We start from the raw sequence: 16,408 nt of genomic DNA, 5'->3' as shown, positions 1-16,408 counted from the left end.
TTACCTGGAAGCACTTGCCCACCTGCCAGAGACAGAAACCCCTTCGCCTGAAACACGGTTGCTGATCCTGGAAGCGCTGTGCCGCATCGAAACCATGTTGCACGGTTTGCCGGTACGTACACGGGATATTTTCCTGCTGGCCCAGCTCGACGGGCTGACTTACCGGCAGATCGCTGATCAAACCGGTTTTTCACTCATTACGATCAAGCGACACATGCGCACAGCCTTTGTCGCTTGCCTGATGCTGGATTGATTCATTCATGACAGTGCTCCATTCCCCCGAGCCCGATATCGATCCGGCTATCCTGCTGGAAGCAGCTGATTGGCTTGTGCTGCTTCAATCCGGCGAAGCGACGGAGCGCGACCGGATGGCTCTGGCACATTGGCGTGAACGCAGCCCTGCTCATGAAGCCGCCTGGCGACGTGCTGAAAATATGCTGAGCACTTTTGATCAGGTACCACCAAAACTGGGTCATGATACCTTTTCGCATCTGGGCAATCCTGGCCGCCGGCAGATGCTGCGCCTGGGCTTGCTTGCACTTGCCATGCCTGCTGCCTGGCTCACCTGGCGGCATAGCCCCTGGCAGGAATGGGTGGCTGATCTGCGTACCGCCACCGGTGAACAGAAACTCATCGATCTGGATGACGGCACGCATCTGGTGCTCAATACCACCAGTGCGGTGAATGTCGCTTTCACTGCTGTCGAACGGCGTCTCATATTGCTGGCCGGAGAAATTCTCGTTACTACCGGGCGTGATCCGTCTCCTGTATCGCGCCCCTTCATCGTGCAGACCGCTCATGGCAGCTTGCGCGCACTGGGTACGCGCTTCACCGTGCGCCATTTCGATGATCGGACTCAGGTCGCTGTGTTTGAAGGGGCCGTCGAAATTCACCCGGCTGTATCCATTCAAACAACTGTTCTGCGTGCAGGTGAGCAGATGATCTTTACCGGACTCGACATGCAGCCCGTACAACCCGTGGAAGCCAGTACCACGCTGTGGGAGCATGGCATGCTGCTGGCTCGTGACATGCATCTCGGTGAGCTGATCGCCGAACTGAACCGCTATCACCGCGGTATCCTGCGTTGCGATCCTTCTGTTGCCAGTCTCGCCGTCTCCGGTGCTTTCCCGGTGACTGACATACCCGCCAGCCTGAGTCTGCTGGAAACGACCTTGCCGATACGCATCAGCAGCACCACTTCCTGGTGGATTACGGTACAAGCTCGTTGATTCGCGGTCAGCATGGCGTCCATGGGTTGAGCAATGTGACACCCATCGGTTCGAAATCAGCTACGTTGCGAGTAATCAGAGTCATGCCATATACCAGCGCGGTGGCGGCGATGAGGCCGTCCCGATAGGGGCGCGGGTTGGGTACGTGGAGCGCGGCGCTGCGGCGTGCTACGACTGTATCGACCGGCAGGATTCGATCAGCGAAGCTCGACAGTACATGTTCCTCCAGCCAGGTGCGAAGCAAAATGCCTTGGGCCGGGTCACGGCGTTCGACCTGCAAGGTACCGATCTCCAATTCCTGCACGGTGATGACCGAAACGTAGAGACTCGCACCGGGCACTGTCCGGCCCCATGTTGTCACGTGCGGATCGGCCTTTCCAGCACGGACTTTGCGCAGCTCAGAAATGACGTTGGTATCGAGCAGGAGCATCAGGTGAAGTCCGCAGGCCGTGCCAGTTCGCGCGAGCGGGGGAACTCCACTTCCACATCTTCGATGCCCGATGGCAGGCCGAGCTGATCGACGATGTTTTCCTGCTGGCCGATGATGCGCTGGTACTCGTCGTAAGACAGCAGCACATGCACGGGCTTACCCCGGTCGGTGATGATGACCGGGCCGTTGCGGGCAGCGCGCTTGGCCCGTCCGATATCCTGATTGAGTTCCCGGCTGGAAAGCGTTGTAATAGCCATAGCATACCTCCACAAACAGTTAATGTAGTTATGTTACTACAAATGTGCCGATGATGAATTCATTCGCTCCGGATCTCCTGACTGGTGGCGTGCGGTAATCGCATTATCTTCAGGTGAATTACGGTGCGGGTTCGTTGATTTCCCGGAAGGCAGACAAGGATTTCTGATGTACGATGCATGTACAATGGTTGGTTGTTTTAACACCAGCTAATGACCGTCAAGCCATTGATTAACAGGAGATTGATATGGCGACTATGACTATTCGCAACATCGATGAGCAACTCAAGGCCCGGCTGCGTGTGCGTGCTGCTATGCATGGACGTTCCATGGAAGATGAAGTACAGGATATTTTGCGTACAGCGTTATCTGCTGAACCAGTGCAGACTGTCTCGCTGGTGGAAGTAATTCGTTCACGTATAGAGCCATTGGGCGGGATCGAGCTGAATCTGCCTGAACGGGAAGCTATTCGTGATCCTTTGGAGCCGGGAGCATGATTGTTCTGGATACCAATTGTACTTTCCGAGATTTTGCGCCCTGTACCAGATACACGGGTACTGGTATGGCTGGCGGCCCAGCCACGGTCAGTGCTATTCACTACTACGGTTACACGAGCTGAACTGTTCTACGGTGTGCGTCTACTACCTGATGGCCAACGTCAGACAGCTCTGCTGGATGCCGTTCAGAGCATTTTCGATCAAGATCTGGCCGGACATGTTCTGAATTTCGATAGCACGGCTGCCGATACCTACGCCAAAATTGCAGCATCCCGTAAGGCCGTCGGTAAGCCGATCAGTCAGTTCGATGCCATGATTGCTGCTATGGCTAAATCCAAGGGTGCCAGCCTGGCTACACGTAACCTCAAGGATTTTGTCGATTGCGGGATCGATCTGGTTAATCCCTAGAGCGTTTTTCTTTTAGTTGGAATCGTTGGGATTCCCCTGTGAGTTAAAATAAGAGAGGATAGGGGCGGAGGTGAGAGATGCCGAAAGCTTATTCAGAGGATTTGCGCCGCCGAGTTGTGGCGGACACAGACAAGGGTCTGAGTATCAGGGCTGTTGCTGATAAATATTCAGTCAGCCCGTCATTTGTATCGAAGATAACCTGCCTGTGGAAACAGGAAGGGAGCGTTTCCCCGCGCAGGATCGGGGGCTATCGGCGTCATGCGCTGGAAGCCCATGCTGCTGAGGTCAGAGGCAAGCTTCTGGAGGACAAGGGCATAACGCTTGCGCAGTTGCGCGATTGGATTGAAGAGGTTTTGGGGGTTCGTGTTCACGTTTCCTCGGTTGATCGGTTTATCCGCTCGCTGGGATACAGTTATAAAAAAAACACTGCGGGCCAGCGAACAAGAACGTGCTGACGTGGCAGCGGCAAAGCTCGTCTGGCAGGACTGGCAAAAGACCTGCGACTGCGCGCGCCTGATCTTTCTTGATGAAACGGGAGCAAGCACAGACATGACGAGGCGGCATGGCCGCTGCCCTGTGGGAGAGCGATGCTATGACCATGCTCCCGGCGGTCACTGGAAAACCATGACTTTCGTTGCCGGACTGCATCTTGATGGTCTGCTTGCGCCGTGGTGTCTGGATGCTCCCATGAACGGCGCAGCTTTCCTGGCTTATGTGGAAACCCAGCTTTGCCCTGCACTCAAGCCAGGTGATATCGTCATCTGCGACAACCTGAGCAGCCACAAGGTTACCGGCGTCCGGGACATGATCAAGGACAAAGGTGCAGAAATCCTTTATCTGCCACCTTATTCTCCCGACCTCAACCCCATTGAACAGGTCTTCTCCAAAATCAAAACCCTCCTGCGTAAAGCCGCCGAACGATCCTTTGATGCTCTCTGGGCCGCCATCGGGCGCATTATTGAAACCATCCGGCCCCAGGAATGCCGCAACTACTTCGCCAACTCCGGCTATGTATCTAACTAAACGAGAAACGCTCTAGAGTACCTCGTACCTCAAATAAGGGGATACAGGCCGCATATACTTCAATTCGCAAAAAATCTGCGATTCGGCTGATACCTTTTTCGTGTTCATCCGGTGTATCAGGTGAAAGCGTGTTTTGAACGCGCTTCAACTACTTGATCAACACTAACGAAAGGGTCACGAATTATGGTCTTCAGGCGTTTCCACCTCTGGCAGTCAGGCTGCACGGCAGGGGTTGCATTCTCTTCCCTCATTCATTTCTGCCGCACCATCCTGTCGGTTTTCAAAACCAATGCACTCGCATTTATGATCACTTGCATCCTGGCCAGTCTCACTGGCGCAGTAGTCATGCCGAATTCTGTCATGGCTGCTGAAGCCCTCGATAACACAGCTCAACGGGACTATGCCATTCCTGTCGGCCGGCTCGGCGATGCACTGGCGCAATTCGCCGCTGCATCTGGTGTGCCGTTATCCTTCGATCCACAAATGCTGTCGGGATTGAGCAGCAAAGGGTTACAGGGCCGCTACAGCGTCCGTGCGGGATTCTCGCGTTTGCTGGCTGGCAGTGGTTATGAACTGGTAGCGGGTAATGGTGGTTATTCATTGCGCCGGATAGCAGCTGAGGGTGGACCGGTAACGTTGCCACCCTTGACAGTCAGCACAGCTTCACTGAAACAAGGCACAGCAGAAGAAGGTTATCGGGTTAGTAATATCAGCGGTATTGGTCTTTGGGGAGAACGTAGTTTGCGTGATACACCGTACTCAATCAGCGTTGTCCCTTCCGATCTGATCGAAAATATTAACGCTCAGAACATGGGGCAGATCTTTAAAATGAACCCCCTGACTCAGGAACCAATGATCCAAAATTTTACTGGTACACCTCATGTCACCATACGGGGTTTTCCAACACTTAATCCTATTTATGATGGTATACCTATGGCTGGCGTAAATGGTTCTGCTGTGTCAGTAATCGAAATCGATCGGGTTGAAATTCTCAGCGGAACTTCAGGTTTTCTCTATGGCGGTGGTAGAGTAGGGGGGGCGATAAATTATGTCACCAAAAGCCCAACTGATGTCCCGCTCAGAAGGCTGACATTCGGCAATTATGGGGGCACCCAGTTTTATGGCCATGCTGATATCAGCGGAAAATTCGATAACCGGGGCCGCTTTGGTTATCGAGCTAATCTGCTCTATCAAGGGGGAGATACCGCCATTGGTGAACCGGTCGACCAGAAAGTTGCCAATGTTGTCCTTGACTGGCATGTCACCGATACCCTCTATGCCGACATCAAATATACCTATAACGATTACAGCAAAGAGGCGATACAACCATTTTATTATATGACGGAAAGAATCTCTATCGATACCAGTAAACGCTACTCTCCCAAATGGACTTCTAATGATATAGAAAGCCATAAAGCCTATACCAGCCTGCGCTGGGATCCCACTAAATATTTTACGCTCAGAAGTGCTTTTTTCTATCAAGATACCCGGATGAGAGTCAATCAAATATCTTTAAATCAGCAGGTGGACAGGACCTTTATTCCCGTCAGAATATCAAACTCACCCTGGGAAAAGCATGAAAATTATGGAGGATATATTTACCTGGATACTCGCTTCTCAACCTTTGCTGTCGACCACAAATTGACGCTTGGCTATTCTTCTACTCTTTATGATTACTTTGTGCGTGGTAACGGCCCTGTTTCCCGATCTGGCACAAGCCTTTCGCTGGATGAACTCAAGAATTTACCAGAGCCAGACTGGGGAGCATCTTTCGGAAACGAACCACTGTCATCTGTCTGGGTTGACCGATATGACAATGTCCTGATTGGAGATGCTATTACCTTCAACGATCAGTGGTCTGCGATGGTCGGGCTAAACTATGCTACGACGGCAAATAAAAGAGGGGGGTTCTATGGTGATAGTAGCTATGAAAAATCTGCACTGACTCCCTCCGTTTCATTGCTATATAAACCAATTGAAGAGGTAACCACCTATGTTTCCTATATGGAAGCCCTTGAAAAGGGTACGATAGTAGGCAATACCTACGCCAATCGTGGAACAGTATTCCCTCCATTGGTCAGCAAACAGTATGAAGTGGGTCTGAAATACGATATCAGCCCTAATTTATTATTGAGTACTGCCCTGTTCCGGATCGAAAAAGCCAATCAGTATTCGGATCTTGCAACACCCATTCCAAGCTATGTCCAGGACGGTCTGCAAGTGCATAATGGTGTGGAGTTAGTTCTGACCGGAAAAATCACGGACAATCTCACCATCATGGGTGGCAGTACCCTGATGGATATCGGGGTGGAGAAATCCAATAACCCCGCTCTCGAAGGCAAGAAACCAACCAATGCCGCATCAAGGATGGGCAAGATTTACGCAGAATACGCGCTGCCATGGGTTCCAGGGTTGAGTCTGACCGGCGGTATTTACTATACCGGTGAAAGATATGCCGATGCTGCCAATACCGATAAGATTCCGAGTTATACCTTGTACGATATCGGTGCACGGTACACCACCCGCGTATTGGATAAAGCGCTGACAGTGCGCCTGAATGTCATTAATCTGACGGGTAAGGATTATTGGCAGAACGACTATACTTTAGGCACTCCAAGAACCGTTGCGTTTTCCATCAGTACGATGTTTTAACGTTTTAGCTTCAATACTCCAACATCCGGGCTCGAAGAAAAAGAGCCCGGATAACCCTAACACTGTTGTCGCCAAGCCCTCCGGGCCGTGGCGATCCAGTGCCTTTATCATCCTCGCTGCTGAATTGCTTCACCCCTTTGGTGTCCGCAATGACACACTTCTGTTCATCTGTAAAACACAGTGTTGATCAGCGGCTCTTAAGTTAATTATTCCCACGCTTCGCGCGGGAATGCAACCCACCTCACTCTATCGGGGCATACTAGCCGCCGGAGCTAATCAACGTTACTCAGTCTTTCGATGTCTCGATACCGTGAGGTTATCTGCAACCCATGTCGGATTTTTTACAGCGATGAGGGAAATATCGTGCTGATACTTCATGTCATGAGGGAGGAAATGCAGTTACGGAAATATCTCCTGAGTCAAAATAATGACGGCTAACCAAGTATTCGAGGAACCTCAGGTAGATAAAATTTCCCTGCATATCAGATAAACAAGAAGAATCCCGGACGGGTGGACAATCCGCCCGGGATTTGGAGGGGTTGAGATTGCTCCGAGAGAGAGAAGGAGAGATAATGAGAAGCAATCTCATTTGTGATATTAATGATATGGGTGATAGAAGTCAAGCGTTTTTATATAAATTTAATCAGCCAGGTTTCCGGAAGAACCTGCCGGTGCCTTGTCATGACGCAGGCATACGGGATGACTTCATTCGGTGGTGGTACGCCGGATAGGCGTGAATGCTTACTTTTTGCCGAAAATCGGTGGTGCCTGTTTTCGTTCTAGCGCAATTCCCGGTAGATTTTTTCTGCCAGTGACCGGCTGATGCCTTCTGTCTGCTGTAATTCTTCGATGCTGGCGTTTTTTACTCCTTTGAGACCACCAAAGCGGGTGAGCAGGCTCTGACGGCGCTTCGTACCGATACCGGAGATTTGTTCGAGTGTGGAGATTTTGCGGGTTTTGGCGCGCTTTGCGCGATGCCCCTGGATGGCAAAGCGGTGTGCTTCATCGCGAATCTGCTGGATGAGGTGCAGAGCAGGGTGGTCATCCGGCAGGTGCAGTGCTTCTTCCTGCCAGGGGAGAATCAGTTGTTCCAGACCGGGTTTGCGTGTTTCTCCCTTGGCAACGCCTACCAGTGGAATGTCATTGAGCCCCAGTTCTATCATCACTTCACTGGCAACCCTGATTTGTCCCTTACCGCCATCGATCAGAATCAAATCAGGCAGTTTTCCTTCCTCCATAGCAAGTTTTGCATAGCGCCGCTGCAGCACGTCGCGCATTGCTGCATAGTCATCTCCCGGCACAATGCCGGTAATGTTGTAGCGGCGGTATTCACCATTGCGCATGGCGAAACGGTCGTACACCACGCAGGAGGCAATCGTTGCTTCTCCCATGGTGTGGCTGATATCGAAGCATTCGATGCGCGCCAGGCCAGGCAGATTCAATGCTTCCTGCAAGGCTTGCAGTCTGTCTTCCTGGCTGGCCTGCTGGATCAGCATCTGCTGCAGCGCCAGTTGCGCATTTTCGGCTGCCATATCGAGCCACTTGCGCCGTTCTCCGATCGGGTTGGTCGTCAGAGTGATTTTATGCCCGGCCTGGTCGGATAACAGCTTCTGCAGCAGTGTTACCCGGATTTTCTGACCGAGGATGATCAGCGGGGGAACACTGCGGTTCAGATAATGTTGAGTGACAAATGCTTCCAGCACCGTACTGATATCTGCTTCATACACGTTTTGCGGAAAGAAGGTTTTATCGCCCAGGTGACGCCCGCTGCGGATCATGACCAGGTTGACGGCAACCGCGTGGCTGTCCGGTTCAATTGCACACGCGATCACATCCGCATCCAGTGCCTTGCCGCTATCGACAAACTGTTTTTCCTGGATTTTGCGCAATGCCTGCATCTGGTCGCGCAATTGTGCAGCCTGTTCATAATCCTGCTGATCGGATGCTGTGAACATTTTCTGTTCGATCGTTTTCAGCACTTCATCCTGTTTGCCCTGCAGGAACATGGCCGCACTTTTTACATCCTGCTGATACGCTTCCGGTGTGATCAGCCCGACACAAGGCCCGCTGCAGCGCTTGATCTGATAAAGCAGGCAAGGTCGTGTGCGGTGATCGAATACCGAGTTCTCACAGGTACGCAGGCGAAACACTTTCTGTAGTAACTGGATACTGGATTTGACGACACCCGCATTCGGAAACGGGCCGAAATACTGATGGCGGTCATCCAGTGCACCCCGATAAAACGCAAGCCTGGGAAAAATATGCCGGGTCAGCAGCAGATAAGGATAGGATTTATCGTCCCGAAACAGGATGTTGTAGCGAGGCGCAAGGCTTTTGATCAGATTGTTTTCGAGCAGCAGTGCTTCTGCTTCGGAACGGGTGACGGTTGTTTCGATCCCCGCAATCTGCGACACCATGAGCTGAATACGCGGCGACAGGCCGGATTTCTGAAAGTAGGACGATACTCTTTTCCTGAGATCGATGGCTTTACCTACATAAATCACATCACCTGCCGCATTCAGCATGCGATATACGCCCGGCTGGGCGGGCAGTGTCAGAACGAATGCTTTACCGTCGAAATGTGCATCCGGCAAGGGCAGAGTACTCCATTATTTATCGTCACCGAGTAATTTGCCGCCAATCGCCCAGCTTTCATGCGGCAGCTCGTCAAACGCGATATAAGTGTAGGACTTGGGTTTATGCGCGATACGTTCGAGCGTATCGGTGATTTCAGTGGCGATCTGCTGTTTCTGTTCGCGGGTCAATGTACCGGCCAGCCGGATGTTGACATAAGGCATTTTATTCTCCTGTTGTTTATTGAGTTGCAGCCATATCCTGACAAATCCTGTCGAAAATCTGCTCAAACATGGTTCCGGTCAGGCGTCTGGTCTGAGTATTGTAGCGACTGCAATGGTAGCTGTCATAGAGCCTCAGTTCCTCTGTGACACGATGAATTGCACCGTGGCTGAAGGGAAAATCGGCATTGCGACATCCCAGTGCCATCAGCACGGCCTGATGAGCGATAGTTCCCAGTGCCAGCAGCGCCTGCCCGCCATTTCTCGCAAAATTATCCAGTTCGACTGCCAGAAAAGCATTACATTGCCGTATTTCTGCCGGTTGAGGCTTGTTTGCCGGTGGCAGACATTTGACGGCATTGGTGATTCGGCAATTGATCAAACGAAGTGGATCATCTGCACTGACTGATTCATCGTGGCTGGCAAAGCCGAATTTGTGTAATGTCCGGTATAAAAGTATCCCGGCATAATCACCGGTGAACGGGCGGCCAGTCCGGTTGGCGCCATGCAATCCCGGTGCAAGACCCACGATCAGTAATTTTGCTGAAGAATCACCGAAAGGGGCAACCGGCCGGGCATGGTAATCAGGGTAATCGGTTTTGATCTGATCCAGATGCTGCGCGAGTCGCGGGCAATCGCGACAATCCGGCTGAAACGGGCTTGATACGGTCATGGAATCCTTTTGTTGTAAAATGGGTATCTCTTACCGGCAGGCAGTTATTTATGAATTTTGCTTCCGCAACTGAAGTCTGCACCGGTACTTCAACCAAATGGAGCCTGCATTTGCGGCATACGTTCAAATGTTATCACGACCATGTGAAATGGTCGGGCAGGGTACTCGGACAAACCTGGCACAGGTGGCCGGCTGTGCTGCTGTCATGCTGTATGCTATATCTGTTGTGGTGCGGCACTGTTCTGGCCGCTTCCGCTGATGAAAAGGAAAAAAAGCCGGATCCGGTCGACGTGACGATCACTGCACCTGCCTCCATCAAAAAGCTGCTGGAGAAACACATGACCTTACCGGCAAAACCGTTCAGGGATGAAATCGATCAGGCAGCGTATGCACGCAAAATCAGGCAGGAATCCATCGAGCTGCTGGCAACGGAAGGCTATTTCACCCCTGAAATCGAATTCGACGAAAAAAAAGGAAACGGCAAAGCCAAAGCCAAGGCGTATGAATTGCGCATTACGCCAGGCCCGCGCACGCGCGTAGCTGCTGTAACGATCGAATTCCAGGGAGCACTGGCCGCGGATGAACCCGCATACCGTGCCCGGGCAGAGCAGCTGCGCGCTGAGTGGCCACTGACGCCAGGTAAGGTGTTCCGCAGTGCACGCTGGGAAGATGCCAAATCTGCTTTGCTTTCCAGCATCGCGAACAGGGATTTTGCCACTGCCCGCATCGTCGAGAGCCAGGCAAAAGTGGATCCGGATACCGCCCAGGCAACGTTGTCGATCACCATCGATTCCGGCCCGGCTTTCCGTTATGGTGAGCTGCAGATTACCGGACTGGAGCGTTACAAGCCGGATGTGGTTCAGAACAGTGTGCCTTTCCGCCCTGGTGACCCGTATCGTCGGGAACAGTTACTTGCTTTTCAGGCCGCACTGCAAAACAGCCAGCTGTTCAATGCGGCAGCGGTCACCGTCAAACCGGATCCCATGCAACATGAAGCTGTACCGGTCATCGTCACACTGACTGAGGCACAATCCAAACACATTGGCGCGGGTCTTGGCTACAGCTCCAATAATGGTGCGCGCGGTGAAGTCAATTATCGTGACTACAATTTTCTCGGGCGTGCCTGGAATCTGAGCAGCTTGTTGCGTCTGGAACAAAAACGCCAGACTTTCTCGACAAGAGTGGATACCCTGCCCGATGCCAATCATTTCCAGTATTCATCGGGCGTGCGCGTCGAAAGGACCGATATCAAGAATCTGCAAACATTCAATCAGCGGGTAGATTTTTCCAGAATACGGACAACCGCCAATTCCATCCTGCAGGTGGGTGTCAACTGGCAGCGCGAACAGCGGGAACCCTCTGGCGCACCGAAAACCACAAATGAAACCCTGGCGCTGGATTTATGGTATCGCTATCACGACATCGATGATCCAGTGAATGTTCGTCGCGGTTTTGTTTCGGAAGTGCGGCTGGGAGGGGGTTCCAGCTATGTCCTGTCGGATCAGGATTTCATTCGCAGCTATCTGCGACATCAGCACTGGCTGCCGATCGGCCGGCGGGATACGCTCTACTTTCGTGCCGAAGCCGGTTACACCCTGGCTTCATCGCGTCAGGGAATCCCGCAGGAATACCTGTTCCGCGCCGGGGGAATTCAATCCATCCGCGGGTACGATTTTCTGAGTCTCGGCGTGCGTGAAGGCGATGCAATCGTTGGCGGACGCGTTCTTGCGACCGGCACGGCAGAGTACGTCCATTGGCTTACGAATGACTGGGGAGCGGCAGTATTTACCGATGTGGGTGATGCAGCGGACAGCCTGAAGCAATTCGATCTGGCAATAGGGTATGGTATCGGCGCACGCTGGCGCAGTCCTGCCGGCCCTTTTGCGCTGGATCTGGCAAGACGACATGATACCGGAACATTACGACTGCATTTCTCCATTGCAGTGGCATTCTGATATGGACAATCACACAGAGAACGAGAACCCCACACCACAGCCTCCAGCAGAGCCTCCACGACGACTCAGGAAATGGCTGGCGGGGATAGCGACAGTAGTGGTGCTGGCCGTGACCAGCGGTTTCTACTGGCTGATCTTTACATCTGCCGGTTTGCACTGGTTGCTGATGATTGCTTCTCAAGCCACGGGAGGGGCACTGACATTTTCGGGGGTGAACGGCAGTCTGCATCATACCGTTCACGCCGGGATGATTGCCTATCAAAGTGATGAACTAACCGCCAGAGTCGAAGATATGACTTTCCGCTGGCAGCCCCGGCAGTTACTGACCGGAAAACTGCATATCGAAACACTGATGATCCGGTCAGTCGAGGTACATAGTGCTGCTTCTGAGCAGGAGGAGGAACCCGTTACTCTGCCGGAGAATTTGTCACTCCCTGTCGATGCGGTGATCGAGAAATTGGGTATCCGGTCATTGAAGCGCTATACACTGGGTAACGACCAGCCGGATATCGTCATGACCGATCTCGCTTTGCGGCTGGATAGTGATGGCAAGCGCCATCATCTACAAACGCTGGCACTCGGTCTGGAATGGGGAAAAATAGCAGGCAACCTGGAAATCGGGATACATCCACCCTTTGATCTGGCCTCACAACTGGTTTTTTATAATTGGGCCAACGTTGCCAATACCAGCAGTGAGCCCGCTGGTTATGCGGCTGTTCGCCTGGGCGGCAATCTGCAGCAGATACAAGCAGCGCTGACCATAGCAGACAGGAAACTGGCAGGGAAAGGTAATTTCACCATACACCCTTTTGATGCACTACCGTTGCTGGAAGCCAATCTGGTGGTGAGCGGATTGGATCTCAATGTGTTTTCTTCTGATTTGCCCAAAGCCGATCTGAGTTTCAGCAGCCAGCTGGCACAAAAGCAGGCAGAGCAACTCACCGGCCATATCACCATCAGTAATGCGATGGCACGCCCGCTGGATCAGGACGGCATACCGCTGAAAAATGCCCATATGCTGCTCGATCTGACCCACGACAAAATACAGCTCAGTGATATTGCATTGCGCTTGTCTGAACGGGAGGAAGTGCCAGGCAGCCTGACAGGGGAGGCCAACTGGCAGATCAGTACGAAAACCGGGCAGGCGGATATTCATGTCCGACGACTGAACCCGACTGATCTGCAAAGCAGCCTGCGCCCGGCAAAGCTGTCCGGCAACCTGCATTTCGATGGCAATCAGGAATCTCAGCAAGGATCGATCAAGCTCCGCGATGAGGCTTTGCGGCTGAATATGGATATGGCCCTGGTGCGCACGGCCTCGGCCATTACTATCGAGAAACTCGATCTGGTGCGAGGGGATTCGAGTATGTCCGGCCATGGCACATTGCAACTGGATGAGTCGCAACCGTTCACTTTTGAGGGGCTGCTCAGGCAATTCGATGTTTCTGCCTTTGCCGATGTACCACCCTCCAATCTGAATGCGACATTCAATCTGGCCGGCCAGCTGGCTCTACAACCTGCTGCCAATATCGATTTTATGTTTGAACCCAGTCGTTTCGCCAATCAACTTGTTTCCGGCCAGGGTAGCCTCGTACTGCAGCAGCCTGCTCACATACGCAGTGATACCCATCTGCGCCTGGGTGACAATCAGCTCGAAATAAAAGGAGCGCTGGGTAATCCCGGGGATCGTCTGGCAGTGGTGTTATCTGCTCCCAAACTGGCGCAGATCGGGTTTGGACTGCAGGGCGATATTCACTCCCGTGTTGAACTGGGGGGTGCCATCGATCATCCGGATATCACATTCGAGATCGATTCGAATCATGTCGGCTTTCGTGAGGAACATCGGCTCGCACACCTCAAGGCCAGCGGAAACCTGCGCGGAACTGCACTCCAGCTCGATCTCCAAACGGGAGAATACCAGCAGGGGTCACAAACCCATCTGCAGAAGCTGTCACTCGGGTTGAGCGGTACACAGGCTCAGCATCAGTTGTCACTGACGAGCCAGATCGATCAGGCGACAGAAGTGCAGTTTCTGGCAAGGGGATCCGGTGATACTTCGCGTAAACAGTGGGAAGGTGTGATCGAGAAGCTATCTCTGACAGGATCAGTACCACTCGATCTGGTGACGCAACCGAGTATCAAGATCAGTCCTGAGACAGTGGCACTGGGACATACCCGGATAATGGCGGCAGCAGGTGAAATCGACATCCAGGATGCACGCTGGACACCTAAACAATGGTCCACACAAGGTAATTTCACCGGGATTGCACTAAAATCGGGCGATCTCTCATCCGAACATACTGAACCATTGAAGCTGAGGGGAAACTGGCAGCTTGCAGCTGACCGGCAACTGGCCGGGCATTTGCGTATACAGCGGGAGAAAGGAGATTTCATTCTGCCGACAGAAACACCATTTGCACTGGGTCTGCAAACGCTCCTGCTCGATCTTCAGGCGGAGAACAATGGTTTGAATGGGCAATTGACCATTCGCGGAAAGCATGTGGGTGAAACGACTGCCCGGGTCAGCGTGCCACTGCAATCAACCGGTTCCACCTGGGAAATCAGAAAGAATGCACCGTTAAAGGGAGATCTGCAGTTGAATCTGCCTGATCTGGCCTGGATTGGTCCGGCACTGAACAATAATCTGCGCAGTGAAGGCCGGGTGACTGCGCAGGCGAGCCTGGCAGGGACACTCGACCAGCCGGAATTGCAGGGCAGGATGACGGGGGATGAATTGACGATTGCATTGCTGGATCAGGGATTGCAATTGAAGGAAGGCAGGCTGGCCGTGGATTTCAACCAGGATAGGTTACGGCTTGAAACGCTCAATTTTACTGCGCCTCTCGAAAAACCGTCGAAAGATCGCTTGCTCAAAAATATCAAACTATCCCGGAAATCCGGCCAATTGAATGCCCATGGCAGCCTGGATATTCATAATCAGCAAAGTCATCTGACGGTTGAACTCGATCATTTGCCCATCGCGCAGCAGGCGGATCGCTGGATCGTCGTTTCCGGCAACAGTGTCATTGGTTTCAAGGAACAGGCGCTCGATATCACCGGAAAAATCATGACCGATGTTGGATTCATCAAGCAGCCCGCAGCCGGCAGGCCGGAACTGGCCGATGATGTCGTCATCAGTGGAAAGACCGAAGCCGAGCCGGAATCACCCGCCATGCAAGTGAATCTGGATGCAATCCTTGATCTGGGAGAACGATTCTTTTTGCGTGCCTCCGGACTGGAAGGACGGCTGGCCGGACAATTGCATCTGCTCAGCAAGCCTGATCAACTGCTCAGCGCTATCGGCACCATTTCCACGCGTGATACCCGTTTTGAAGCTTACGGCCAGCGGTTGCAGGTTCGGCGCGGAATCGTCAACTTCGATGGGCCGCTCGATAATCCAGGGCTTAATATTCTCGCTGTCCGCACCAGTCAGGAATCTGATTTCGATACGGGTTCATCCGACGTGATCGATCAGCCTTCCCAGGACAGCAGCGTCAATGCGCTGGCCGTGCGGGGTGGGATGCGAGTGGAGGCCGGTGTGGAAATTACCGGTACAGTAAGGCATCCCAAAATCAAACTGGTATCGCAACCGGAAGTACCCGATTCCGAGAAATTATCCTGGATCGTGCTGGGACGCCCGGCCGATAAAAGCGGTCTGGATAATGCGTTACTGCTGAATGCAGCTGGAAGTATCTTTGGAGGTACCGATGAAAGCGTTCTGGAAAATATTACGCAAGGAATGGGGATCGATGATTTCTCGATCCGGCAGCAGGCGGGTGGATCTTTGACTAACCAGGTCGGTACCATCGGCAAGCGGTTGTCATCACGTGCCTATCTGAGTTATGAACGTGGCCTGACCTCCGCTTCTGCCGGTATTGCCAAGCTGACCTACAGTTTATTCCCCCGTGTTTCAGTCGTCACCCGGGCAGGTGATGACAGTTCGGTCGATCTGTTCTACAACTTTCAGTTCGATTAATCAGACAGGCTGTCAGATATCTGCATGACGTGCAGCTTTCTGCTCAGCTGACGTCTGGGCGCTATCAGATCAGCCAGCGTATAGTCGTCCAGCACGGCCATGAATGCGGAGAGTGCTTCCGAAATGGCTGTGCGCAGCACACAACTGCAACCGATGATGCATGAATTCTGATTACTGAAACATTCGACGATATCCATCGAAGTTTCTGTATGACGTATTACTTCACCGATATTGATTTTCTCAGGGGCGTGAGCCAGGCGGATGCCCCCATTCTTTCCTCTCAGTGTATCCACATAACCCAGTTGGCCAAGGTGATGCACGATCTTGACGACATGGTTGCGCGAAATACCGTAACAATCCGCAATTTCCGTAATGGTGGACAATTCCTCTCTTTTCAAACCGAGATAAGTGAGGATGCGTAACGCGTAATCGCTGTAATTCGTCAGTCTCATGAAGTATTACCCATTTATTGAGTGGGGGTTAGCAAGTATATCCCCACTTTTTTATTTCTGCCCG

15 protein-coding genes are annotated in these 16,408 nt (G+C 52.5%); 9 read left to right on the top strand and 6 right to left on the bottom strand.

The features are described from left to right. The first annotated feature begins 58 nt into the window (after positions 1-58). Both HRU73_RS04975 and HRU73_RS04970 read left to right on the top strand, forming a co-directional pair. Positions 59-253: a sigma factor-like helix-turn-helix DNA-binding protein gene (locus HRU73_RS04975; protein ID WP_287399687.1), complete on the top strand. Its 195-nt coding sequence runs from the start codon at positions 59-61 to the stop codon at positions 251-253. A 7-nt stretch (positions 254-260) separates the two neighbouring features. Further along, positions 261-1,229 (top strand): FecR domain-containing protein, encoded by a 969-nt coding sequence (locus tag HRU73_RS04970; protein ID WP_287399686.1) that lies wholly within the window; start codon positions 261-263, stop codon positions 1,227-1,229. Between the two features lie 7 nt (positions 1,230-1,236). On the opposite strand, the gene HRU73_RS04965 is transcribed toward HRU73_RS04970, so the two are convergent. Together HRU73_RS04965 and HRU73_RS04960 are read right to left on the bottom strand one after the other, a co-directional pair. Then, the gene (locus tag HRU73_RS04965; protein ID WP_287399685.1) at positions 1,237-1,659 is read right to left on the bottom strand and encodes a type II toxin-antitoxin system VapC family toxin; all 423 of its coding nucleotides are present in this window, start codon (positions 1,657-1,659) and stop codon (positions 1,237-1,239) included. Then, on the bottom strand, positions 1,659-1,931 hold the full coding sequence (locus tag HRU73_RS04960) for a type II toxin-antitoxin system Phd/YefM family antitoxin (RefSeq protein ID WP_244855631.1): 273 nt from the start codon (positions 1,929-1,931) through the stop codon (positions 1,659-1,661). The genes HRU73_RS04965 and HRU73_RS04960 overlap by 1 nt, the downstream gene beginning before the upstream one ends. A 230-nt stretch (positions 1,932-2,161) precedes the next feature. Between HRU73_RS04960 and HRU73_RS04955 the strand changes: the two genes are divergently transcribed. The 5 genes from HRU73_RS04955 to HRU73_RS04935 all read left to right on the top strand — a co-directional run bounded on the left by HRU73_RS04955 (position 2,162) and on the right by HRU73_RS04935 (position 6,493). After that, complete coding sequence (locus HRU73_RS04955; protein ID WP_011111667.1) at positions 2,162-2,410, top strand: FitA-like ribbon-helix-helix domain-containing protein; 249 nt, start codon at positions 2,162-2,164, stop codon at positions 2,408-2,410. Beyond that, positions 2,411-2,818, top strand: a complete 408-nt coding sequence (locus HRU73_RS04950; RefSeq protein WP_287399684.1) for a type II toxin-antitoxin system VapC family toxin — start codon at positions 2,411-2,413, stop codon at positions 2,816-2,818. A 77-nt stretch (positions 2,819-2,895) separates the two neighbouring features. Next, the gene (locus HRU73_RS04945; protein ID WP_287398361.1) at positions 2,896-3,273 is read left to right on the top strand and encodes a winged helix-turn-helix domain-containing protein; all 378 of its coding nucleotides are present in this window, start codon (positions 2,896-2,898) and stop codon (positions 3,271-3,273) included. Position 3,274: 1 nt separating this feature from the next. Then, positions 3,275-3,841 carry an IS630 family transposase gene (locus tag HRU73_RS04940; RefSeq protein WP_287398789.1) on the top strand — a complete coding sequence of 189 codons (567 nt, stop codon included), beginning with the start codon at positions 3,275-3,277 and terminating at the stop codon, positions 3,839-3,841. 303 nt (positions 3,842-4,144) lie between these two features. Continuing rightward, on the top strand, positions 4,145-6,493 hold the full coding sequence (locus tag HRU73_RS04935) for a TonB-dependent siderophore receptor (RefSeq protein ID WP_287399683.1): 2,349 nt from the start codon (positions 4,145-4,147) through the stop codon (positions 6,491-6,493). Between the two features lie 779 nt (positions 6,494-7,272). Here HRU73_RS04935 and uvrC read toward each other — a convergent pair. The 3 genes from uvrC to HRU73_RS04920 are packed head-to-tail and all read right to left on the bottom strand — an operon-like array spanning position 7,273 to position 9,961. Then, complete coding sequence (gene uvrC / locus HRU73_RS04930) at positions 7,273-9,087, bottom strand: excinuclease ABC subunit UvrC (RefSeq protein WP_011111544.1); 1,815 nt, start codon at positions 9,085-9,087, stop codon at positions 7,273-7,275. Between the two features lie 15 nt (positions 9,088-9,102). Next, positions 9,103-9,291: a tautomerase family protein gene (locus HRU73_RS04925; RefSeq protein ID WP_011111543.1), complete on the bottom strand. Its 189-nt coding sequence runs from the start codon at positions 9,289-9,291 to the stop codon at positions 9,103-9,105. A gap of 16 nt (positions 9,292-9,307) precedes the next feature. After that, on the bottom strand, positions 9,308-9,961 hold the full coding sequence (locus HRU73_RS04920; protein WP_287399681.1) for a uracil-DNA glycosylase: 654 nt from the start codon (positions 9,959-9,961) through the stop codon (positions 9,308-9,310). Positions 9,962-10,011: 50 nt separating this feature from the next. On the opposite strand from HRU73_RS04920, the gene HRU73_RS04915 reads away from it, so the two are divergent. Then, positions 10,012-11,916: an autotransporter assembly complex protein TamA gene (locus HRU73_RS04915; protein WP_287399680.1), complete on the top strand. Its 1,905-nt coding sequence runs from the start codon at positions 10,012-10,014 to the stop codon at positions 11,914-11,916. Position 11,917: 1 nt separating this feature from the next. After that, complete coding sequence (locus HRU73_RS04910; RefSeq protein ID WP_011111540.1) at positions 11,918-15,892, top strand: translocation/assembly module TamB domain-containing protein; 3,975 nt, start codon at positions 11,918-11,920, stop codon at positions 15,890-15,892. On the opposite strand, the gene HRU73_RS04905 is transcribed toward HRU73_RS04910, so the two are convergent. Then, a complete protein-coding gene (locus HRU73_RS04905; protein ID WP_011111539.1) occupies positions 15,889-16,344 on the bottom strand; it encodes an RrF2 family transcriptional regulator in 456 nt (151 codons plus the stop codon). The genes HRU73_RS04910 and HRU73_RS04905 overlap by 4 nt on opposite strands. Positions 16,345-16,408: the final 64 nt, after the last annotated feature.

It is taken from the genome of Nitrosomonas sp. H1_AOB3, assembly GCF_015709435.1.
GTDB classification, from domain to species: Bacteria; Pseudomonadota; Gammaproteobacteria; order Burkholderiales; family Nitrosomonadaceae; genus Nitrosomonas; species Nitrosomonas europaea.
This window is presented reverse-complemented; position numbering and strand designations above follow the sequence as displayed.